This is a genomic window from Mesorhizobium sp. M0808 (assembly GCF_040320025.1).
GTDB lineage: Bacteria > Pseudomonadota > Alphaproteobacteria > Rhizobiales > Rhizobiaceae > Mesorhizobium.
The window spans coordinates 248,056-269,552 of the sequence record NZ_JAMYOX010000005.1; the positions used below are offsets into that span (position 1 = coordinate 248,056).

At 63.5% G+C, this 21,497-nt stretch carries 17 protein-coding genes and 1 pseudogene; 9 read left to right on the top strand and 9 right to left on the bottom strand.

Annotation, left to right across the window (positions count from 1 at the left end; translation table 11 throughout):
• Window position 1 precedes the first annotated feature (1 nt).
• Together NKI25_RS10060 and NKI25_RS10065 are read right to left on the bottom strand one after the other, a co-directional pair.
• Window positions 2–1,216 carry a glycosyltransferase family protein gene (locus tag NKI25_RS10060; RefSeq protein WP_352828561.1) on the bottom strand — a complete coding sequence of 405 codons (1,215 nt, stop codon included), beginning with the start codon at window positions 1,214–1,216 and terminating at the stop codon, window positions 2–4.
• Window positions 1,217–1,705: 489 nt separating this feature from the next.
• Window positions 1,706–2,008, bottom strand: a pseudogene (locus tag NKI25_RS10065) (ferritin-like domain-containing protein); the annotation flags it as partial.
• Window positions 2,009–2,407: 399 nt separating this feature from the next.
• Here NKI25_RS10065 and NKI25_RS10070 point away from each other — a divergent pair.
• The gene (locus tag NKI25_RS10070; RefSeq protein ID WP_352782294.1) at window positions 2,408–2,746 is read left to right on the top strand and encodes a hypothetical protein; all 339 of its coding nucleotides are present in this window, start codon (window positions 2,408–2,410) and stop codon (window positions 2,744–2,746) included.
• A 188-nt stretch (window positions 2,747–2,934) separates the two neighbouring features.
• On the top strand, window positions 2,935–4,173 hold the full coding sequence (locus NKI25_RS10075) for a M24 family metallopeptidase (RefSeq protein WP_352620928.1): 1,239 nt from the start codon (window positions 2,935–2,937) through the stop codon (window positions 4,171–4,173).
• Window positions 4,174–4,182: 9 nt separating this feature from the next.
• Here NKI25_RS10075 and NKI25_RS10080 read toward each other — a convergent pair whose 3' ends face one another.
• On the bottom strand, window positions 4,183–5,055 hold the full coding sequence (locus tag NKI25_RS10080; protein ID WP_352620927.1) for a helix-turn-helix domain-containing protein: 873 nt from the start codon (window positions 5,053–5,055) through the stop codon (window positions 4,183–4,185).
• A 106-nt stretch (window positions 5,056–5,161) separates the two neighbouring features.
• On the opposite strand from NKI25_RS10080, the gene NKI25_RS10085 reads away from it, so the two are divergent.
• The 6 genes from NKI25_RS10085 (at window position 5,162) to NKI25_RS10110 (ending at window position 13,464) form a co-directional block, all read left to right on the top strand.
• Window positions 5,162–6,433, top strand: coding sequence for an extracellular solute-binding protein (locus tag NKI25_RS10085; protein ID WP_023675947.1), 1,272 nt, complete (start codon window positions 5,162–5,164; stop codon window positions 6,431–6,433).
• Window positions 6,434–6,638: 205 nt separating this feature from the next.
• A complete protein-coding gene (locus tag NKI25_RS10090) occupies window positions 6,639–7,499 on the top strand; it encodes a carbohydrate ABC transporter permease (RefSeq protein ID WP_254817930.1) in 861 nt (286 codons plus the stop codon).
• Window positions 7,496–8,347 (top strand): carbohydrate ABC transporter permease, encoded by an 852-nt coding sequence (locus NKI25_RS10095; RefSeq protein WP_023675945.1) that lies wholly within the window; start codon window positions 7,496–7,498, stop codon window positions 8,345–8,347. Before NKI25_RS10090 ends, NKI25_RS10095 begins: the two co-directional genes overlap by 4 nt.
• Before the next feature lie 8 nt (window positions 8,348–8,355).
• A complete protein-coding gene (locus NKI25_RS10100; RefSeq protein WP_352692094.1) occupies window positions 8,356–9,453 on the top strand; it encodes an ABC transporter ATP-binding protein in 1,098 nt (365 codons plus the stop codon).
• Window positions 9,454–9,509: 56 nt separating this feature from the next.
• A complete protein-coding gene (locus NKI25_RS10105) occupies window positions 9,510–11,543 on the top strand; it encodes an aldo/keto reductase (protein WP_352724405.1) in 2,034 nt (677 codons plus the stop codon).
• A 139-nt stretch (window positions 11,544–11,682) separates the two neighbouring features.
• Entirely contained in the window at window positions 11,683–13,464 is a 1,782-nt protein-coding gene (locus NKI25_RS10110) for an NAD(P)-binding domain-containing protein (protein WP_352724406.1), read from the top strand.
• A gap of 154 nt (window positions 13,465–13,618) precedes the next feature.
• Here NKI25_RS10110 and NKI25_RS10115 read toward each other — a convergent pair whose 3' ends face one another.
• The 3 genes from NKI25_RS10115 to NKI25_RS10125 form a co-directional block, all read right to left on the bottom strand.
• Window positions 13,619–14,848 carry an amidohydrolase/deacetylase family metallohydrolase gene (locus NKI25_RS10115; RefSeq protein ID WP_352724407.1) on the bottom strand — a complete coding sequence of 410 codons (1,230 nt, stop codon included), beginning with the start codon at window positions 14,846–14,848 and terminating at the stop codon, window positions 13,619–13,621.
• Between the two features lie 22 nt (window positions 14,849–14,870).
• Entirely contained in the window at window positions 14,871–15,236 is a 366-nt protein-coding gene (locus NKI25_RS10120; protein WP_023675940.1) for a RidA family protein, read from the bottom strand.
• Between the two features lie 358 nt (window positions 15,237–15,594).
• Window positions 15,595–16,023 (bottom strand): Lrp/AsnC family transcriptional regulator, encoded by a 429-nt coding sequence (locus NKI25_RS10125; RefSeq protein ID WP_023675939.1) that lies wholly within the window; start codon window positions 16,021–16,023, stop codon window positions 15,595–15,597.
• 123 nt (window positions 16,024–16,146) lie between these two features.
• On the opposite strand from NKI25_RS10125, the gene NKI25_RS10130 reads away from it, so the two are divergent.
• Window positions 16,147–17,250, top strand: a complete 1,104-nt coding sequence (locus NKI25_RS10130) for a saccharopine dehydrogenase family protein (RefSeq protein WP_023675938.1) — start codon at window positions 16,147–16,149, stop codon at window positions 17,248–17,250.
• A 168-nt stretch (window positions 17,251–17,418) separates the two neighbouring features.
• On the opposite strand, the gene lpdA is transcribed toward NKI25_RS10130, so the two are convergent.
• The 3 genes from lpdA to NKI25_RS10145 all read right to left on the bottom strand — a co-directional run bounded on the left by lpdA (window position 17,419) and on the right by NKI25_RS10145 (window position 21,496).
• A complete protein-coding gene (lpdA, locus tag NKI25_RS10135; RefSeq protein ID WP_023675937.1) occupies window positions 17,419–18,813 on the bottom strand; it encodes a dihydrolipoyl dehydrogenase in 1,395 nt (464 codons plus the stop codon).
• 246 nt (window positions 18,814–19,059) lie between these two features.
• Window positions 19,060–20,472: a dihydrolipoamide acetyltransferase family protein gene (locus NKI25_RS10140; protein ID WP_352998391.1), complete on the bottom strand. Its 1,413-nt coding sequence runs from the start codon at window positions 20,470–20,472 to the stop codon at window positions 19,060–19,062.
• A 10-nt stretch (window positions 20,473–20,482) separates the two neighbouring features.
• Complete coding sequence (locus NKI25_RS10145) at window positions 20,483–21,496, bottom strand: alpha-ketoacid dehydrogenase subunit beta (protein WP_023675935.1); 1,014 nt, start codon at window positions 21,494–21,496, stop codon at window positions 20,483–20,485.
• Window position 21,497: the final 1 nt, after the last annotated feature.

Genomic DNA, 21,497 nt, shown 5'->3' on the forward strand with positions numbered 1-21,497 from the left:
CTCAGGTCATTCCTTCAATGACCGAAAGGTGATGGCCGGCCCGCCGGTCGAGCAGTTCCGCGACGATTTCGGAAATATGAGGCAGCCCTTCCAGCGTCAGATGCGGATTGCTCTGCGATGGGCGGGGCCGGTCCGGCAGCACCTTCAGTGCATCAGCAAACCGCCCGGAATCCTCGGCTTCTTCCGGCAAAAGCATCTCGATGAGGCCGAGTTCGGCTGCGCGCCGTGCGCGGATCAGTTGTTCCTGGCGGGGCTCGACGCGCGGCACGATCAGCGCCGGCTTGTCGAAAGACAGTATCTCGCAATAGGTGTTGTAGCCGCCCATCGCCACTACCGCCTTGGCGCCGGCAATCAGGTCTTCCATCCGGTTGTCGAACTCGATGATCTTGATGTAGGGGATCTTGGACCCCTTCTTGAGCAGCTTGTTGCGCTTGCGCGCCGGCATGTAAGGCCCAAGCACGATCAGGGCTCTATGCTGCAATTGCGGATCCTGTTGATAGGCATCGATGACGTCGTGGATCAGATCGGCGCCGTCACCGCCGCCACCGGTAGTAACGAGGATATAGTCGCCCTCGGGTCGGTGGCCGGGCAACTCGTTCCGCTGCAGGCTCCGTTGCAGGAAACCGACGAACCTCATCTTTGCCCTGACAGCCGGGGGCACATCCAAGCCCGTCAACGGATCGTAGAAATCCGGCGGACCATAGGCCCAGACCTTGTCGTAGAAGACGCCTATCTTGCGCATCACGTCTCTGCGTGCCCACTCTGCTTCGAGCAGATGCGGCGCATCCATCACCTCGCGCAGGCCAAGCACCAGCGTGGTGCCTCGCGTCTTGAGGTAGGACAGCGTGTCCTCAATCTCACCGCGCAGGCCGAGCGGTTCCTTGTCGACGATGAAGATATCCGGCCGGAAGGTCTCAGCTGTATGGCGGATGATCGACTGGCGCATCCTTAGCGTCTCATGCAGATCGATGTCCTTTTCCAGCGAGGTGTATTCGCCGTTGCGCAGCTTGATGACGCTGGGGATCTTCACGAAGTCGACACGGGCGCGGTAATCGAAGGCGCCAGCGATAGTCGCACCCGAAATGATGAGCACCTGAAGTCCGCGGAAATCCTCGACCAGCGAATGCGCGATAGTCCGGCAGCGCTGCAAATGGCCGAGCCCGAACGTGTCGTGGCTGTACATGAGAATTCGAGCGTTTTCTGCGTGCTGGGTCATTGTTGAACGTCTCTTAGAATTCTCGCCTTGAGGACCGTGAGCGACCCGCAGGATTCGAAATCATCCTCGCGGGTCTACCGACCTGTTCTGAAACATGAGGGCGCAATTTTCAATTCGTATTACAAAGAGGGTCCATATGCTGAAACCAGGAAGCTACGTCTGCTCAGCGGCCTGCTTGCCACGTGGTCCAGAAGAACCTGCATCATTTCACTGGTATTGACCATCTCGGATTCTCGGCGGCCTTGACCGCTACGATCAACGTGGAAACTCCAGAATGGAATAAGGTATGGGCTGGGTACTTCACTTCGAGCGTCTAAGCCAAGCTCCTAAACCATGATGTGCCTTGGCGGTGGGAAGCCGGAGCGTTGACGGAGTAGGGGACACGTTCGAACCGCCTAGATCTCGACTCTCAGACCAGAATCTGGGGGTCAGGAGTTCGAATCTTTTCGTGCGAGCCATTTGAACTCACTAGCTTTTTGGACGCCATGGGCGCATGAACTCGCCGATTGCAGGCGTGTCAAAGCTGACCTGTTTGCCGCCAACGACAGCGCCGGCCTTCGGGCCAGCATCCGAGTCTTCGATCCCTTTTCCGGTTGTACCGCGCAGGTAATATTCGGCTTCCATATATTCGAGATTGAGGGCGAACCGGAAAATGTCTTCGTCTTTGACCTCATCCTGCGCATAGGCCCGGGAAACCGGGGCAAGGCCGGTGGCCGAAGCGAGCGTGGCTCCCAGGCCAAACTGCAATGCGCGGCGGCGCGAAACACGAAATGCAGGCGTGACGCGGATCATGGCTTCCTCCCAAAAGACCGCCGGCATCAAACATTTTGGCACCTCAAAAGCGCGCCTGCGCCTCCAACTTCACGAACTGTGGAATGTTCCTCAATCGCCTTGAATGATCTCACCGATGGCCGAGCAGCTAGGTTTCCTCGACCCTAGCCTCATGTCAGCCGACGCACACTGCGCTGTAGCGGCGCTGGATCTGCCGGCAGCAAAATCCCGCCGCTGCGGTCGCGCGAAGTACGCTGCCGACAAATTCAGGACTTTTGCGTATCGATTTCGGACCAAGGTCCGTCTTGTAGAATACTGTATTTGAACAAAGCTAGGTAACAGCCGACTTTCGGATTCGGAAGTCCTGACGTTTTTCATCTGGAACCCATCCTGGCGGGAGGGCGACTCGAAGGAGGAACTATGAAAACGCGCACCCGTCTATTCGCGACTGTAGCCGCTCTCACCCTTGTCGCGTCTCCGGTCCTCGCTGCTCCCGGGGGCAATGGCAATGGCAACGGCAATGGCGGCAGCAACGGTAACGGCGGAAACTCGGCCGGGGCCGGCTCGCAGGGACACGGAGCCGCCACTTCCGCCGCGGCCAAGGACAAGTCGACGACCGGCGTTGCTCATGCAATGGCGGTCGTTGCCACGACACCGGCCTCACCGCAGGCTACGCTGGCCTTGCAGGCAGCGCTGGATAGAAAGGCCGCGAAAGACGCGGCAGACACTGCCGACGACACCTCTGACGAAACCGAGTAAGCATTCGAAACAGACCACTTGTCGCGTTGAAAGCCGTGGTTCGCCGCGGCTTTTTTCGTTTCCAGGCGACGAACTCTCAAGGTGAACAGCGCTTCCAGAAAAAAGCTGCTCCACGGCGGCACTGAAGCTACGCTAAAGCCAAACGCCGCCGCATCGGCGTCGGATTCGAGTGCATTCGAGGAGATCCCATGACCGGCTTTGTCGACCGCGAGCGCGCAACTGACCTGATGCAGCGCGCCGGCATCGAGGCGCTGGTGCTTTGCGAGCCCGAGGCGTTCCAATATGCCACTGGTGCCTGGATCGGCCCGGCCGGCCTGTTCCGGCGGGCCGGCGCCGGTTTCGTCGTTATTCCCAAGCGAGGCGACCTGCCGATCGGCGTCGTGGTGGCGGATTTCCAGGCTGCCCAGCTCCGGGCGGCGATGGCCGGCGCCGTGCTGCGCACGCATGCGATCTGGATCGAATCGGCGTCGCTCGAGCCTGCGACGGCCGACCGGCCTGTTGCGCAGCGCATCGAGGCCGGCCTGGTTGGCCGCGCCCCCGGTTTTTCACGTCCGGCGACCTTCGAGCTTGCCCGCTCCGTCCGCGAGCTGAAAACGATCCTCGCAGAATTCGGGCTGGAGCGTGCGACGCTCGGCATCGAGCTGGATTTCGTCTCGGCCAGCGATTTTTCCGCGATGCAGGCGATGTTGCCGGGCACTGCCCTGGTCAACGGCTCGCCGGTTCTCGACAGGCTGCGGGCAATCAAATCGCAGAGCGAGATCGACCTTCTGCAGCAGGGCATCGCCCTGTCGGAAGCCGGCCTGTCGCGGCTGCAGCAGCATGCGACGACCGGCATGCGTCAGTCTGAGCTGGTCGCGCTTTACCGGCAAGGCGTCGCGGATGCAGCCGCCGGGTCGTCGCAGCAAATCTCGACGGCGGAATACGTCACGCTGGGCGCTCGCCCAAAAGGCGCCGACGCCGTCGCCGGCGCCGGCGATCCGCTGAAGGCCGACATGGTGTGCAGCGTGAACGGCTATGCCTCGGATATGTCGCGGAATTTCACCTTCGGGCCGCCGTCGCCCGAACAGGCCGAATTGCATGCGATAGCCGAACGCGCCTTCGCCGACGGGCTTGCCGCGCTTATGCCCGGAAAGCCGTTAGCCGCCGTGCATCGCGCCGCCAGCGAAAGCCTGGCGCGCCAGGGCCTGCATTCCTATCGCCGCGGCCATTTCGGCCACGGCGTCGGCCATTCCGTGTTTTCAGAGCAATGGCCGTTCATCTCGGCCGACAGCAATGTCGTGATCGAGGCCGGCATGGTGCTGGCATTCGAGATCCCGCTCTACATCGACGGTCTCGCCAGCTTCAATCTCGAGGACCAGTTCCTGATCACCGCCAACGGGCCGTCGCCGATGAACCGCCTGCCGAGGCGCCTGGATATTATCGGCTGAATCCAGCCGTTATCTGGCGCCGGCCACGCCCCTGCGGAAATCCGACGGCGACATGCCGGAAAGCTTGCGGAACGACTTGTTGAAGGCACTGAGCGAGCCGAAGCCCGATTCCATGGCGACGCGCAGCACATTGGCATCCTGATGCATCAGCAGCGCCTGCGCGTAGCTGAGGCGCAGCAAATTCACATATTCATTGAGCGTCATGCCGGTCGATTTCTTGAAGATGCTCATGGCGTATTTGGGATGGATATCGGCCGCCGCGGCGATGTCGACGCAATCAATCTCGTAGAGGAAATTCTCGGCGATGAAGTCGCACATGCGCCCGACATTGCGCAGCGATTGCTGATCGAAGGGACTGCCTATCTCCTGTTCGACCGGGGTTTCGGGCACCAGCCGGTAAGGCTCGAAGCGCACCCGCTCCAGCCGCAGCAAAAGCTCGTTGACGGCATGCTCGGCCTTGACCGGGTCGCCGGAGCGGGCATAGCGGTTCCAGCGCTCGAAATTGTGGTCGTCCGACCGGTCGGTGGCGTCGGTCACCAGCGTCGCGCCGGTCATCAGCCTGTTGCGCACCTCCACGGGCAAATGCAGCCGGAAGAAATGCACCAGCGGCAGATGCGCGCCGGCATAGATGGCATCGTCGGAGGCTTCGTCCATCTGGTGCGGCAGGCCGCCCCAGAACAGGCACATCTCGCCCGCAGAAAGCGAAAGCCCGTGCCCGTCCATGCGGTAATGCACGGCGCCACGCACGATGAAATTCACCTCGACCTGGGCGTGCCAATGCGGCTTGAGCATCACCAGGGGCTGGGTGTGGAACATCTGCAGCAGCAGCGGCAGGCCCTCCACGCTGCTGGCGCCAGGCTGGTAAAACGGCCTTTCCGGCATCTTACTTTCCGCTCATTTCTTATTCCCTTTGTCGCGGACAAGGCTTTCCCGAGGCCTAGTCTAGCCACGCTCGCAAACAGAGAGCAACTGAAATGGGAGGATTTCAATGCGCATAAAATTGACCTGCGCCGCGCTCGCGCTTGCCTTGGGCTCCAGCCCGGCCTTTGCGCAGTCCGGTGAAATCACGATCTGGAGCTGGAATATCGCCGCTTCGTCGCTGAAGGCCACCATAGCGGGCTTCAACAAGCAGTATCCCGACATCAAGGTGACGGTCGAGGACCTTGGCAACCAGCCGACCTACGACAAATCGATCGCCGGCTGTGCTGCCGGCGGCGAGGGGCTGCCTGACATCGTTACGATCGAGAACGGCGAAGCCGAAAACTACTGGAGCCAGTTCCCGGATTGCTTCGTCGACCTGCATACGCTCGGCTACACCGCGGAAGACCAGGCAAAATTCCCCGACTTCAAGCGTACCGAGCTCGAGGTTGACGACAAGGCCTATGCGATGCCCTGGGATTCCGGTCCAGTGGCGATGTTCTACCGCCGCGACTTCTACGAGAAGGCTGGCGTCGATCCGTCCTCGATCAAGACCTGGGACGATTTCATCGCCGCCGCCAAGAAAATCCAGGCCGCCAATCCCGGCGTCACGATGACCAACGCCGATTTCAACGGCGATTCCGAATTCTTCCGCATGATCTCCAACGAGCAGGGTTGCGCCTACTTCTCCGCCGACGGGCAATCGATCACGGTCAACCAGCCCAAATGCGTCGATGCCATGACCAAGATCAAGGAGATGAAGGACGCCGGCATCATTTCCTCTGCCGACTGGAGCACCAAGATCACCAACAACACCGCCGGCAAGGTCGCCACGCAGATGTATGGCGGCTGGTATGAAGGCACCGTGCGCACCGAATCGCCCGATGGGGCAGGCAAATGGGGCGTCTATCTGATGCCGAGCCTGACCGCCGACGGTCCGCGCGCCGCCAATCTCGGCGGCTCCTCGCTCGCCATCACCTCGGTATCGAAGAACAAGGAAGCCGCCTACGCCTATCTGAAATACACGCTTGCCACGAATGAGGGCCAGATCACCATGCTGAAAGGCTTCGGCCTGGTGCCGTCGCTGATCTCGGCGCTCAACGACCCTTATGTCTCCGAAGGCCTGCCCTATTGGGGTGGCCAAGCCGTGTGGAAGGACATCCTCGGCACCTTGCCCAAGGTCGTCCCCAGCCGCGGCACGCCGTTCCAGAGCGACGCCGAAATCATCATCCGCGCGGTGCAGACCAAATATCTGGCCGGCGGCTATCCCGACGCCAAGGCAGCGCTCGACGATGCCGCAAGCCAGATCGCAGCGGCGACCGGCCTGCCGGTCAAGTCGTGATCTAGACGAGGCGGCTCCGAGCGCGCGGCTCCCCTTCTCCCCTTGTGGGAGAAGGGATCGCCGAAGGCGACGGATGAGGGGTGCTCCAGCTTGGCTCGGACGGCATTCCTTCCAACACCCCTCATCCGTCTCGGCGCTTCGCGCCGATCCACCTTCTCCCACAAGGGGAGAAGGCAAGAACTTGAAAGCAGAAAGGAGGAAAACGATGCGCTACCAGAACGCCACGGCGTATCGCTTCCTCGCGCCGTATCTGCTGATTTTTTCGATCTTCTGGCTGTGGCCGATCATCGATTCGTTCCTGATCTCGTTCCAGGCGACGCGCACCGTGCCGTGGCGCTTCGCGCCGACCTTCAACTGGGGCCGGCTGATCGGCGATCCGGCCTTCTTCAATGCCTTGAAGAACACATTGCTGATCCTTGTCATCCAGGTGCCGGTGATGATTTCGCTGGCGATTGTGATGGCGGTGCTTTTGAATTCGCCACTGCTCAAGGCCCGTGGCCTGTTCCGCTTTGCCTTCTTCGCGCCGGTCGTGGTCGGCGAGGTCGCCTATTCGGCGGTTTTCCGGCTGATGTTCAATCTCGACTACGGCATCATCAACAAATTGCTGAACAGCATCGGCCTGCCCAGTGTCGACTGGTTTACCAACGTCACCCCGGCGATGGCGGTGATCATGATGGCGGTGACGTGGCGCTGGGCCGGCTACAACGCCATCATCCTGCTCGCCGGCCTGCAGTCGATTCCCGAGGATGTCTACGAGGCGGCGACCCTGGACCGGGTCAGCAAGGTCAAACAGTTCTTCTACATCACGCTGCCGCTGCTCAAGCCGATCATTGTGTTCTGCGCCGTGCTGTCGATCATCGGCACCATGCAGCTGTTCACCGAGCCCTTCCTGATCACCGAGCGCGGCGGGCCGGGCGGCGGCACCGAAACGCTCGGGCTGCTGCTTTACCGCCAGGGCTTCCGGTCGCTCAATTTCGGCTACGCTTCGGCCGTCGCCTACACCATGGCCGGGCTGGCGATTGCCATTTCGCTGGTGCAGATATGGCTGACGAGGGAACCGAAATGACCTCGCACTCAAGAGTCAGCCGTTCCCAGGCCAGATTGGGACGCAGCATCGCGCTGCATCTGTTCCTGACGCCGCTGGCGCTGGTCTGGCTGTTTCCGCTGTGGATGATGGTGGTTTTTTCGACGATGCCCGACAACGGCATCTTCAGCCCCGACATCGAGCTTTTGCCGCATGGCAATTTCCTCGACAATGTCAGCAATCTGCAGCGCGGCACCAATTTCATCGGCGCCATCGGCATCTCCGTCTCCGTGGCGGTGACCTATACCTTCCTGTCGGTGATGCTGACCTCGATGGCCGGCTGGGCGCTGGCGCGTTACAACTTCTTCGGCAAGGGCATGGTCGTCGCCATCATCTTCGGCACCATCACGCTGCCCTATGCGGTCGTGCTGATCCCGCAATTCATCATGGTGGCGCGCGACTTCAAGCTCGCCAACACTTGGGTGGCGCTGATCGTGCCGCCGCTGTTCAATTCGCTGGGCGTGCTCTTCATGCGGCAGAGTTTTTCGATGATGCCGCACGAGCTGTTCGACGCCGCCAAGGTCGAGGGCGTCAAGGAATGGCGGATATTCCTGTTCGTCGCACTGCCTCTGGCGCGGCCGATGCTGGCGGCGCTCGCCATCATCCTCTTCCTTGCCTCCTGGAACAACTATCTCTGGCCGCTGCTGATCAATTCCAAGCCGGGCGCAATGACCGCGCCCGTGGCGCTCGGCACGCTGATCGGTCTCACCAAGGTGTCCTGGGGCGGCATCATGGCGGGCGCGGTGATGCTGACGGCGCCAATGCTCGTCGTGTTCGTGCTTCTGCAGCGCCATTTCGTTGCCGGCATCGCCGCCGGCGCCATCAAGTAAGGATCAGCATGGCGGCAGTCACACTCAAAAACGTCATCAAGCGCTTCGGCGTCTTCGAGATCGTCCACGGCGCCAATATCGACATCGATGACGGCGAATTCGTCGTCTTCGTCGGCCCTTCCGGCTGCGGCAAGTCCACGCTGCTTCGGATGATCGCCGGGCTCGAGGACATCAGCGACGGCGAGATCGCCATTGGCGGCAAGGTGGTGAACGACGTCGAGGCGGCCGATCGCGGCATCGCCATGGTGTTCCAGTCCTACGCGCTCTATCCGCACATGACGGTCGAGCAGAACCTGAGCTTCGGCCTGAGAATGACCGGCAACGCCAAGGCAGATACCGAGCGGCGGGTGAAGCGGGCTTCCGAAATCCTGCGCATCGCCGAGCTGATGAAGCGGCGGCCGCGGCAATTGTCGGGCGGCCAGCGCCAGCGCGTCGCCATCGGCCGCGCCATCGTGCGTGAGCCGCAAGTGTTCCTGTTCGACGAACCGCTCAGCAATCTCGATGCCGAGCTCCGGGTGCAGATGCGCGTCGAGATATCGCGCCTTCATAAGGAGCTCGGCGTTACCATGGTCTATGTGACGCACGACCAGACCGAGGCGATGACGCTGGCCGACAGGATCGTCGTGCTCAACGCCGGCAATATCGAGCAGATCGGCGCGCCGCTCGATCTCTACGACGACCCCGCCAACCGCTTCGTTGCCGGCTTCGTCGGCTCGCCGAAAATGAACTTCTTGGCGGCAAAAATGGTCGGGGCCGACAACGGTGCGGCGGTCGTCGAACTGGTCAATCATCACGGCGCGCGACTGCGCAAGCCGCTTTCGGATGCCTTGCCTGCAACAGGCGGCGATGTTGTGCTTGGCGTGCGGCCGGAGCATTTCTTCGACGCCGGCCAGGGTGATTGCGACCTTACCCTCAAGGCCGACGTCGCCGAGCACTTGGGATCGGTGAGCTATGTCTATGCCAATTCCGGTACCGGGGGCGGACGCGAGGAACTGATCATCGAGCGCGAGGCCTCGCGGCATCGCGCGAACGGCGACGACCTGGTGGTGTCGATCAAAGCCGACCGCTCGCTTCTCTTCGACGCCACCGGCGCACGCATTCGCTAACCCATCTTTCTTTTGTCCGATCGCGATTGCTCGCGGCCACCCCACGGAGATTTGACATGACGTCCAAACCAGAAAAAGTTCGCTGGGGCATTCTCGGGCCCGGCAACATCGCCAAGGCTTTTGCCGGGGGCGTCGCCCATTCGCGCACCGGCACATTGGTCGCCTTAGGGGCGCGCAATCCCGGCAAGGCGGGGCTCACCGAGGCTTTCCCCGGCGCTCGCATCCTGGACGGCTACGAGGCTTTGGTTGGCGATCCGGATGTCGACGCGATCTATATTTCGACGCCGCATCCGAGCCATGCCGAATGGGCGATCAAGGCGGCCGAGGCCGGAAAGCACGTGCTTTGCGAAAAGCCGCTTGGCCTGACCGCATTCGAAGCCGACGCCATGATCCATGCCGCGCGCAAGGCCGGCACCTTTCTCGGCGAAGCCTTCATGTACCGGCTGCATCCGCAGACGGCCAAGCTGGTCGAGCTGATCAGGGCCGACGCGATCGGCGACATCAAGATGATCAAATCCAGCTTCGGCTTCGCCATGCCGGGCTTCATGCCGGAGCACCGTCTCTACGCCAAGGATCTCGCCGGCGGCGGCATTCTCGATGTCGGCGGTTATCCCGTCTCGATGGCGCGGCTGATTGCCGGCGCCGCGGCGGGAAAGCCCTTCGCCGAGCCGGACAAAGTCGTCGGCGCTGCGCATCTCGGCCAATCCGGCGTCGACGAATGGGCGTCGGCGCTGTTGCATTTTCCGGGCGGCATCGTCGCGGAAGTGTCCTGCAGCATCTCGCTCGCTCAGGACAATGTCTTGCGTATTCTCGGCAGCAAAGGCCGCATCGAGGTGGCGGATTTCTGGTATGCCGGCGGCCAGCAAGGCGGCACCGGCGAAATCCGCATCATCCGTCCGGGTGACACCGAGGTGGTCGAGGTCACGGAGGACGGCTGGCTGTACGCATTTGAGGTCGACGCCGCCGGCGAGGCCATTCTCGGCGGAAGGCAGGAGTTCGTCTGGCCCGGCATGGGCTGGGCCGACAGTCTCGGCAATCTGCGCGTGCTCGACAAATGGCGGGCCGCAATCGGGCTCGAATACGACATCGAGAAACCGGCAAAGCGGGTCAACACGATCTCCGGACGGAAGCTGCGCTCCGGCGGAACCGCCATCCCCAAGCGCAGCATTCCGGGCCTGCCGCGGCCGGCCTCGTGCCTGGCGCTCGGCTTCGAGGATTTCCGCACCTTTTCGTCGGGCGCCATCCTGCTCGATGCCTATTTCGAGGCCGGCGGCAATCTGTTCGACACCGCCTTCGTCTACGGTTCCGGCTATACCGAGACGCTGCTCGGCCAGTGGCTGAAGAACCGCGGCGTGCGCGAGCAGTCGGTGGTCATCGGCAAGGGCGCGCACTCGCCGCTCTGCTATCCCGACGTCATCGGCAAGCAGCTCACCCAGTCGCTCGAACGGCTGCAGACCGACCATATCGACGTCTATTTCATGCACCGCGACAATCCGGACGTGCCGGTCGACGAATTCGTCGATGCGATGGACCGCGAGGTCAAGGCCGGCCGCATTCGCGGTCCGTTCGGCGGCTCGAACTGGACGATGGAACGCATGGACAAGGCGATTGCCTATGCCGAGCGCACCGGCAAGCAGAAGCCCGGCGCGCTTTCCAACAATTTCTCGCTGGCCGAAATGCTGGAGCCGATCTGGGCAGGCTGCGTCACCTCCTCCAGCGACGAATGGAAGGCCTGGCTCGCCGCCCGGCAGATGCCGAATTTCGCCTGGTCGAGCCAGGGCCGCGGCTTCTTCACCGACCGCGCCGGCCGCGACCGGCGCGACAATGAGGAGCTGGTCCGGGTCTGGTATTCGGAGAGGAATTTCGGCCGTCGCGACCGCGCCATCGAGCTCGCCAGACGGCTGGGCAAGAGCCCGATCCACGTCGCGCTCGCCTATGTCCTGGCGCAGCCGTTTCCGTCCGTCCCGCTGATCGGGCCGCGCACGCTCGACGAATTGGAAGACAGCCTCCAGGCGCTCGACATTTCACTTTCGCCGGACGATCTTGCATGGCTGGATAGCGGTTCGGATCAGGCCCGCGCGCGGGCCTGACGGCAGCGGCGATCGCTTCGGCCTACGTTGGCCCCTTAGCTTCCGGACTGTCTGCACGGCCCTTACCCCCTCCCGCAAAGAACCGGGAAAGGGTAAGAATGAGGGCAGCGCAAAGGTCACTGGAAGTTAGGGAAGACAGATGCTCGACATCGCACCGACGAAACAGGCGGCCACCTGGCTTGGTTCTTTTGCGCGAGCACTCGAGGCCGGCGACGTCGAGGCCGCAACCAATTTGTTCGTCGAGGACTGCTACTGGCGCGATCTGCTGACCTTCACCTGGAACATCAAGACGATGGAGGGCCGCGCCGCGATCCGCGACATGCTGGCGGCGACGCTGGCAACGACAAAACCTGCCCGGTGGCAGCTCAGCGGCGAAGCGACTTCGGACGAGGGCACGATCGAAGCCTGGTTCGCCTTCGAGACGTCATCGGCGTGGGGGCAAGGCGTCATGCGCCTCAGGGAGGGCAAATGCCGGACGCTGTTTACGGCGATGAGCGATCTCAAGGGGTTGGAGGAGCGCAAGGGCCCGGCGCGGCCGCTGGGCGTCCGCCACAAGGCGGATCCGGAACGCGAGACCTGGCTGGAGGCGAGGCGCCGCGAGGCGCGTGACCTCGGCGTTAGCCAACAGCCCTACTGCCTGGTTATCGGCGGCGGCCAGGGCGGCATCATGCTGGGGGCGCGGCTCAGGCAATTGGGCGTGCCGGCCATCGTCATCGAGAAGAACACCCAGGCCGGCGATTCCTGGCGCAATCGCTACCGCTCGCTCGTGCTGCACGACCCGGTCTGGTACGACCATCTGCCCTACATCCCGTTTCCCGAGAACTGGCCTGTGTTCACGCCCAAGGACAAGATGGGTGACTGGCTGGAGATGTATACGCGCGTCATGGAGCTCAATTACTGGACCTCCACGACATGCGTCAGCGCGTCCTATGACGACGCCGAAAAAATCTGGACGGTCGAGCTCGATCGCGCCGGCGAGCGCATCACGCTGAAGCCCAGGCACATCGTCTTTGCAACCGGTGCTTATGGCCCGCCCAGGCGCATCGACCTGCCGGGCGCCGAGGTCTTCGACGGCGAAATCCTGCATTCCAGCCAGTATTCCAGCGGCGAAAAATTCCGCGGCAAGAAGGTCGCCGTCATCGGCGCGGCAAGTTCCGGCCATGACGTCAGCGTCGATCTCTGGGAGAGCGGCGCTGAGGTGACCATGGTCCAGCGCTCGCCGACGACGGTGGTCAAGTCGGACACGCTGATGGAAATCGGCTTCGAGATCTTCTCGGAAAAGGCACTGGCGCGCGGCATCACCACTGAAAAGGCGGACATGATCGTCGCCTCGACGCCGTTCGCGCTGCTGCCGCAAGGCCAGCGGGCGCTTTACGACATCATCAAGGCGCGCGACGCGGCCTTCTACGATCGCTTGCGCGGCGCCGGCTTCGCCATCGATTTCGGCGACGACGAGACCGGGCTCTTGATGAAGGCCTACCGCACCGGCTCGGGCTTCTACATCGACGTCGGCGCTTGCGACCTGATCATTGACGGCGAGATCGGCATCCGCAGCGGCGTCGGGATCAAGTCGCTGACGCCGACAGGCATCCTCTTCGACGACGGCACCGAACTGGCGGCCGACGCAATCATCGCCTGCACCGGCTATCTCTCGATGAACGAAACCGTGGCGGCGATCGTCTCGCGCGAAGTCGCCGACAAGGTCGGCCCGTGCTGGGGGATTGGCTCGGGCGTGAAAGGCGACCCGGGTCCGTGGCAAGGCGAATTGCGCAACATGTGGAAGCCGACGGCACAGGAAGCGCTGTGGTTCCACGGCGGCAATCTGGCGCTGTCGCGCTTCTATTCGAAGTACGTCGCGCTGCAGATCAAGGCGCGCATGGAAGGCATTGCGACGCCGGTCTATGGAGCGCCGGGGCGGTGACGGCCGATCTCCCCCCTTGAGGGGGAGATGGCCGGCAGGCCAGAGGGGGGCGCCGCGCGTCGAGCGCCAACCTCCATCCGTTGCAGGAAGACGAGCCCGGTCGAACCGACCCCCTCTGTCGCCTTCGGCGACATCTCCCCCTCAAGGGGGGAGATCACCCACGCCCGAAATGCCGGCTCGCCACCTCGACATGCGTGTCGTGCGCATGCGCTTCGAAGCGTTCGGTCTCGCCGAGATCGTCCACCGCCTCGTTCGGCCACCAGCTGCCGCCGACCACGATTCCGTCCGAGACCAGCCTTTGCTCGGCGACCAGCGAGGCGCCGACCGAATCGACAAAGGTGAAGCGGCCCGGACGCAGCCGCAACACCGCGATGTCGCCGACCGCACCCACCGCAAGCCTGCCGAGATCGGGCCTGGCGATCGCTTCGGCAGGGCGCTGCGTGGCGGCGCGCAGCACCTCGACCAGCGGCATGCCGAGCGCCAGCAGCTTCGACATGCAGACCAGGATGTCGAAGGCCGGCCCGTCGACGCAGTAGAGATGCACGTCGCTGCTGATCACGTCCGGGGCCAGCCCCTCGCTGAGCATCGCTTTCGCCACTTCGAAATCGAACGAGCCCATGCCGTGGCCGATGTCGAAGATGACGCCGCGCTCGCGCGCCAGCCGCATATCTGGCCGCACCGCCCCCGAGGCGAAGACCGGCGCGTTGGGAAACGGCCGGAAGCAGTGGGTGAGGATGTCGCCCTTGCGCAGCCGCGGCAGCACTTCCGAGCGGCCCGGCGGCGGCTCGTCTATGTGCGCCATCAGCGGCAGGCCGGCTTTGTCGGCGGCTTCGAGCGCGAGATCGACCGGCGCGATGCCGCTGGTGCCGCCGGCATGGCGACCCGAGCGGACCTTGACGCCGACAACCACGTCCGCGTGCTCGCGAGCCGCCGCTACCGTCTCGCGCGGTTCGCAGAGCCGGAGATCGCTACACTCGCCGACCGCCACGGTCTGCGAGAAGCCGAATATGCCGGCAAAGGAAATGTTGACATAGGCCAGGATGCGGACTTTCGAGCGCTCGATGACGTGGCGGCGAAAGCCGAGGAAATTGCCGGCGCCGGCACTTCCGGCATCGATGAAGGTGGTGGTGCCGCTCTTTGCGGCGAGCCGGTCGGCATCGACGCCGAGCGACGTGCCGCCCCAATAGACATGGCTGTGCAGGTCGATCAGGCCCGGCGCGACGATGGAGCCCGTGGCATCGATGACGCGGGCGGCACGTTCGAAGGGGATTTCGGTGTCGATCGCGGCGATACGGCCGTCGGCAATCGCCAGATCGCTCTGCGCGTCGAGGCCGGACGCCGGATCGATGAGGCGGCCGCCTTTTATCAGGAGATCGAATTGCATCGCGCCTGTCTCCACTTTCCCGTCAGGCCGGCCTGTAGGCAACGGCCTCGACCTCGATCTTGATGTCGATCATCAGCCGCGACTCCACTGTCGTGCGCGCCGGCGGGTCTTTCGGGAAATGCCTGGCATAGACGGTGTTGAAAATGCCGAAATCGCGGGCGTCTTCGAGCCAGACCGTCGTCTTGACTACGTCGTCGAGGGTACAGCCGGCCAGCGCCAGTGCCGCCTTGACGTTCGACAGCACCTGCTCGGTCTGTTCGGCGATGCCGCCCTTGACCACCAGCCCGTCTGTGCCGACCGGCACCTGGCCTGAGACATAGACGAAATCGCCGGCCCTGACCGCCGGCGACAACGGCACATGGGATTTTCCAAAACACTGCTTGGGCAAGGAGGCCTCCTGTCTAGGTTCTTTGGGTGAACGCGCGGTGCTGCGAGAGATAGGGGGCGGCTGCACGCCATCGATCCACATTTTGAAAGCCTATATCGCTTTGCTGCGGTAACGCCACAACGATCACCGCCCTTGGTGATCCTTCGCGACCCCCTCTGTCCTGCCCTCTTTGCGATCACTTGGCATCTCCCCCTCTAGTGGGGAGATCGGCAGCTTCGCCGATAGCATCCATTCAGCCACCTTGGAGATTGGCGAAAGCCGCGGTGACATCCAATCTCCCCCTGGAGGGGGAGATGCCCGGCAGGGCAGAGAGGGGGGCGCTGTCCCGACAGCGTCTGGACCCGCGACACCAGCCGGCTCAGCGGTCGATCCGCGTCGACAGGATGATCGACGACGACGTGCGCTCGACTCCGTCCATGGCGCCGATCTGGTCGAGAAGCGTGTCGAGATCCCTGATCGACGGCGCCTCGACGATGACGATCATATCGAAATTGCCGCTGACCGAGTGCAGCGTGCGAACCGGTGCCAGCGCCTGCAGGCTGCGCACCACCTTGTCGGCAAGCTTGGGGGTGACGGTGAGCAGGACATGCGCCCTGACCAGCCCCTGCTCGTAATCCGGCAACAGCCTGACCCCGTAGCCGGCGATGATGCCGCGCTGTTCCAGCCGCTCGATCCGGCTTTGCACCGTTGTTCGTGAGACGCCGAGCCGCCGCGCCAGTTCGGCGGTCGAGGCGCGCGCATTGGTGCGCAGCAGGGAAAGCAGAGCCTGGTCGGCATCGCTGAGCATTTCGACGAACCTTACCGGCACATTGCCCAAAGAGAGGCTGCGTTTCGTACAATCTCACGCTTCCTTTCGACAGGCAAGCTGCGATTCTAACCGTGAATTTAGCATTGGTGCGAGGGACCGGTCATGAAGGAAATCATCGTCGTCGGCGCCGGCAAGATCGGCTCGACCATTGCCGAGATGCTGGCTTCCACGGGCGACTACCATGTCACGCTCATCGACCGCTCGGCGGCGCAGCTCGGCGCGGCCGAACTGTCTGAAACGGTCGAGACGCTGGAACTCGATATCGAAGCCGCCGGCACGCTCGAAGCCGCCTTGGCCGGCAAGTTCGCGGTGCTCAGCGCCGCGCCCTTCCATCTGACCACGCGCATCGCCGAGGCGGCGGCCAGTGCCGGCGTGCATTATCTCGATCTGACCGAGGACGTCGTCAGCACCAGGCGCGTCAAGGAACTGGCGCGTTCCGGCAACAGCGCCTTCATTCCGCAATGCGGGCTGGCGCCGGGCTTCATCTCGATCGTTGCCAACGATCTCGCCAGCCGCTTCGACACGCTGGAAAGCGTGCGCATGCGGGTCGGCGCGCTGCCGCAATACCCGTCGAATGCGCTGAACTACAATCTGACCTGGAGCACCGACGGCGTCATCAACGAATATTGCGAGCCGTGCGAAGCGATCGTCGAAGGCGAGCTTGTCGAAGTGCCGCCGCTGGAGGAGCGTGAAGAATTCTCGCTCGACGGCGTCACCTACGAGGCGTTCAACACCTCGGGCGGGCTGGGCACGCTGGCCGAAACGCTGAAAGGCAGAGTGCGGACGCTGAACTACCGCACCATCCGCTATCCCGGCCATGCCGCGATCATGAAGGCGCTGCTCAACGACCTCGGCCTGCGCCACCGCCGCGACGTGCTGAAGGACATTTTCGAAAGCGCCCTGCCGGCGACGCTGCAGGACGTGGTCATCGTCTTCGTCACCGTCAGCGGCCGCAAGAACGGCCGCCTGCTGCAAGAGACCTACGCCAACAAGATCTACGCCAAGCGCGTCGGCGAAACGGTGCGCAGCGCCATCCAGATCACCACCGCCTCCGCCATCTGCGCGGTGCTCGACATGCTGGCCGACGGCAGCTTGCCGGCCAGGGGCTTCATCAAGCAGGAGGACATCGCCCTCGACGCCTTCCTAGCCAACCGCTTCGGCCGCGCCTATGCGCAGCACGAAATGGTTAGCCGGCTTGCAGGGTGAGCTGCGTAATCTCCCCCCTCGAGGGGGAGATGTCGCCGAAGGCGACAGAGGGGGTCGCCTCGCGTAGAGCGCCAACCTCCATCTGTCGCAAGGGAGGTCGCATCCAGTCGAACCGACCCCCTCTGGCCTGCCGGCCATCTCCCCCTCAAGGGGGGAGAGCGCGAGCCCTCAGACATGCACCGCCCGCCCCAGCGCCTTCAGCGCCGCTTCCGGAAAACCCTCGCCCTGTGTCGGATGGGCATGGATCGTCCCGGCGATATCCTCCAGCGTCGCACCCATCTCCAGCGCCAGCCCAAACGCAGTGGACAGCTCCGACACGCCCTGGCCGACGGCTTGAATGCCAAGCACCAGATGGTTGTCCGCCCGCGCCACTACCCGGACGAATCCGTCCTCGCCCAACTTCGTCATCGCCCGGCCATTGGCGATGAAGGGAAACAGTCCGACCTTGATCTCGCCACGGGTCTTGGCCTCCTCCGGCGACAGGCCTGCGGTGACCAGCTCCGGATCGGTGAAACAGACAGCCGGGATCGCTCGTCTGTCCCAGCTGCGCTTGTGGCCGGCGACGATCTCGGCGACCATTTCGCCTTGCGCCATGGCCCGGTGCGCCAGCATCGGCTCGCCGGTGACGTCGCCAATGGCAAAGATACCACGCATCGAGCTGCGGCACTGGTCGTCGATGCGGATGAAGGATCCGGCCATGTCGAGGTCGATCTGCTCCAACCCCCAGCCTTCGGTCACCGGCTTGCGACCGACCGTGACCAGCACCATGTCGCCGGCAATCTTGCCGTTCTTGCCGCCATTCGTCTCGACCAGCAGCGCGTCGCGCTTAGTGGACAGCCCCTTGGCCTTGGCGTTCACGAGCACCTCGATGCCGAGTTCGGCCAGCCGCTTCACCACCGGCCGGGTCAGTTCCGCATCATATTGCGCCAGCACGCGCGGCAACGCCTCGACTACGGTCACCTTGGCGCCCAGCTTGGCAAAGGCGATGCCGAGTTCCAGCCCGATATAGCCGCCGCCGACCACCGCCAGCCTCTCCGGAACTTCGCTCAGCGCCAGCGCCTCGGTCGACGAAATGACCGGCCCGCCGAACGGCAGCGATGGCAGATCTACCGGCGCCGAGCCGGTCGCTATCACCACAGTTTCGGCTCGGATCACCTGCATGCCGATCTCGGTCTCGACGGCAACGGTCTTGCCGTCGCGAAATGTCGCCCAGCCATGCACCGTCTTCACGCCAGCTTTCTTCAGCAGGCCGGCGACGCCGTTGTTCAGCCGGCTAACGATGCCGTCTTTCCAGGCAATGGTCGCCGCGAGATCAAGCGACGGTGCCGCGACCGTTATGCCGAGTGGACTTTTGCCGCCGGCCATGTGCGAGAGCTTTTCGAACTCTTCGGCTGCATGGATCAGCGCCTTTGACGGGATGCAGCCGACATTGAGGCAAGTGCCGCCCGGTTTGCCTGCCTCGACGATCACTGTGTCGATGCCAAGCTGCCCGGCGCGGATGGCACAGACATAGCCGCCCGGACCGGCGCCGATGACCAGCAGCTTGCAGGAGATTTCCTTCATCATTGCACCTTAGTTCGACGAGCCGGCGGGGCAGCACCCCCCTCTGTCCTGCCGGACATCTCCCCCTCAAGGGGGGAGATTGGCAGCTTTCGCGTTCGGCTTAGTCCTGCAAAGCTGGAGATTGGCGAAAGGCGGGATGACGGCCGATCTCCCCCCTTGAGGGGGAGATGCCCGGTAGGGCAGAGGGGGGCGCGAAGGATCGCTACTGCTCTCATCTCGCGCCCCTGCGATCCTCTGTTCATCTCATCAATCCACAAAAATCAGCGCCGGCGTTTCCAGCAGCGTCTTTATCCGCTGGATGAACACCGCCGCGTCCCAGCCGTCGATGACGCGGTGGTCGAAGCTGGAGGACAGGTTCATCATCTTGCGCGGGATGAACTGGGTACCGTCCCATACCGGCCGCACCATCATCTTGTTGACGCCGACGATCGCCACTTCCGGATGATTGATCACCGGCGTCGTCGCCACGCCGCCCATGGCGCCCAGCGAAGTGATGGTGATGGTCGATCCCGAGAGTTCGTCGCGCGTCGCCGTGCCGGATTTTGCTGCCTCGGCCAGCCTGACAACCTCGGCTGCACAGTCCCAGATGTCGCGCGCCTCGGCGTGCTTGACCACGGGCACCATCAGCCCGGAAGCCGTCTGCGCGGCGATGCCGATATGGACGCCGCCATGCTGGTGGACGATGCCGGCTTCGTCGTCGAACAGTGCGTTGACATTGGGCTGGTCGGCGATTGCCTTGACCATCGCCCGCATCAAGAACGGCAGCAGCGTCAGCTTCGGCCTGTTCCCGCCCGGCCGCTTCTCCTTGATGAGCGCGGCGCGCAAATCCTCGAGCGCGGTGACGTCGATCTCCTCGACATAGGTGATATGCGGGATGCGCGACTTGGCCAGCGTCATCTTCTCGGCGATCTTTCGCCTGAGCCCGACTATCTTGATGTCCTCGACCGCCTCGTTGCGGGCAAGGCCGGAAACCTTGGCGAGCAGAGGTCCGCGCGCCAGGAAAGCCTCGATGTCCTCATGCTGGATGCGGCCGGCCGGGCCGGTTCCCGGGACCTGCCGAAGGTCGATGCCGGCCTCTTTCGCCCTCAAGCGGACGGCCGGTGAGGCCAGTGGCTTTTCGCCCTCCGGACGCGGCGCGCCGGAGGTCCGCGCAGTACCCCCACCGGCGGCAGTACCCCCACCCCTAACCCCTCCCCACAAGGGAGAGGGGGATTCGCCACCCGCCGCACTTAGTCCCTTATGCGTTGGTGTTTTTTCAGATGATCGTGGAGCGGTCTCGGGTTCGGCCTTGGAGGTTGCGGCACGTCCCCCTCCCCCTTGTGGGGAGGGGTTAGGGGTGGGGGTACTGCGCTCGGTGGGGGTATTCTTGGCGCCCGCCTCAGTGGCCTGCGACGCAGCATCCCTGACATTGCCCTCGCCCGCCACCTTCAACCTGACAATCGGCGAGCCGATCGCCACCGTGTCGCCGATCTCGGCGCCCAACCAGACGATTTCGCCATCGACGGGCGAAGGAATTTCGACCGTCGCCTTGTCGGTCATGACAGCGGCCAGCACGGCATCCTCGCGCACGAGATCGCCGACCTTGACCTGCCATTCGACGAGCTCGGCCTCGGCTACGCCTTCGCCGACATCGGGCAGCTTGATGACATATTCGCCCATCGTTCCCCCTTCAGGCTTCCACCGTTTCGACGAGCGCGCGGCCTAGCCGGGCAGGACCAGGAAAATAGTCCCACTCCTGCGCATGCGGATAGGGCGTGTCCCAGCCGGTGACCCGCGCCACCGGCGCTTCCAGATGGTAGAAGCAGCTCTCCTGAACCAGCGCCGAAAGTTCGGCGCCGAACCCCGATGTCAGCGTCGCCTCGTGCACGATGACGCAGCGCCCCGTCTTGTTGACCGAGGCGACGATCGTCTCGAGATCGAGCGGCAGCAGTGTCCTCAGATCTATGATCTCGGCATCGATGCCGGTCTCCTCGGCTGCCGCCTGGGCGACATAGACCATCGTGCCATAGGCAAGCACGGTGACTGCCGCACCCGGCCGTCGGATCACCGCCTTGCCGAGCGGCACCGTGTAATGGCCGTCGGCGACTTCGCCGAGCTCATGTTTCGACCATGGCGTTACCGGCCGCTCGTGATGACCGTCGAAAGGGCCATTATAAAGCCGCTTCGGTTCCAGGAAGATCACCGGGTCCGGATCCTCTATCGACGCGATCAAAAGGCCCTTGGCGTCATGCGGGTTCGAGGGCACCACGACTTTCAGGCCGGAGACGTGGGTGAACAGCGCCTCCGGGCTCTGGCTGTGGGTCTGGCCACCAAAAATGCCGCCGCCGGTCGGCATCCTGACCACGATCGGGCAGGTGAAATCACCGTTCGACCGGTAGCGCAGCCGCGCCGCTTCCGAGACGATCTGATCGTAGGCCGGATAAACATAGTCGGCAAACTGCACCTCGACGCAAGGCTTCAGCCCGTAGGCGGCCATGCCGATAGCCGCGCCGACAATGCCGGATTCGCTGATCGGCGCATCGAAGCAGCGGCTCTTGCCGTATTTCGCCTGCAGGCCCTGGGTGCAGCGGAAGACGCCGCCGAAGAAGCCGACATCCTCGCCGAACACGATGACGCGCTCGTCGCGCGCCATCGACACGTCCATGGCGTCGCGGATCGCCTCGATCATGGTCCGCCGCGGCATG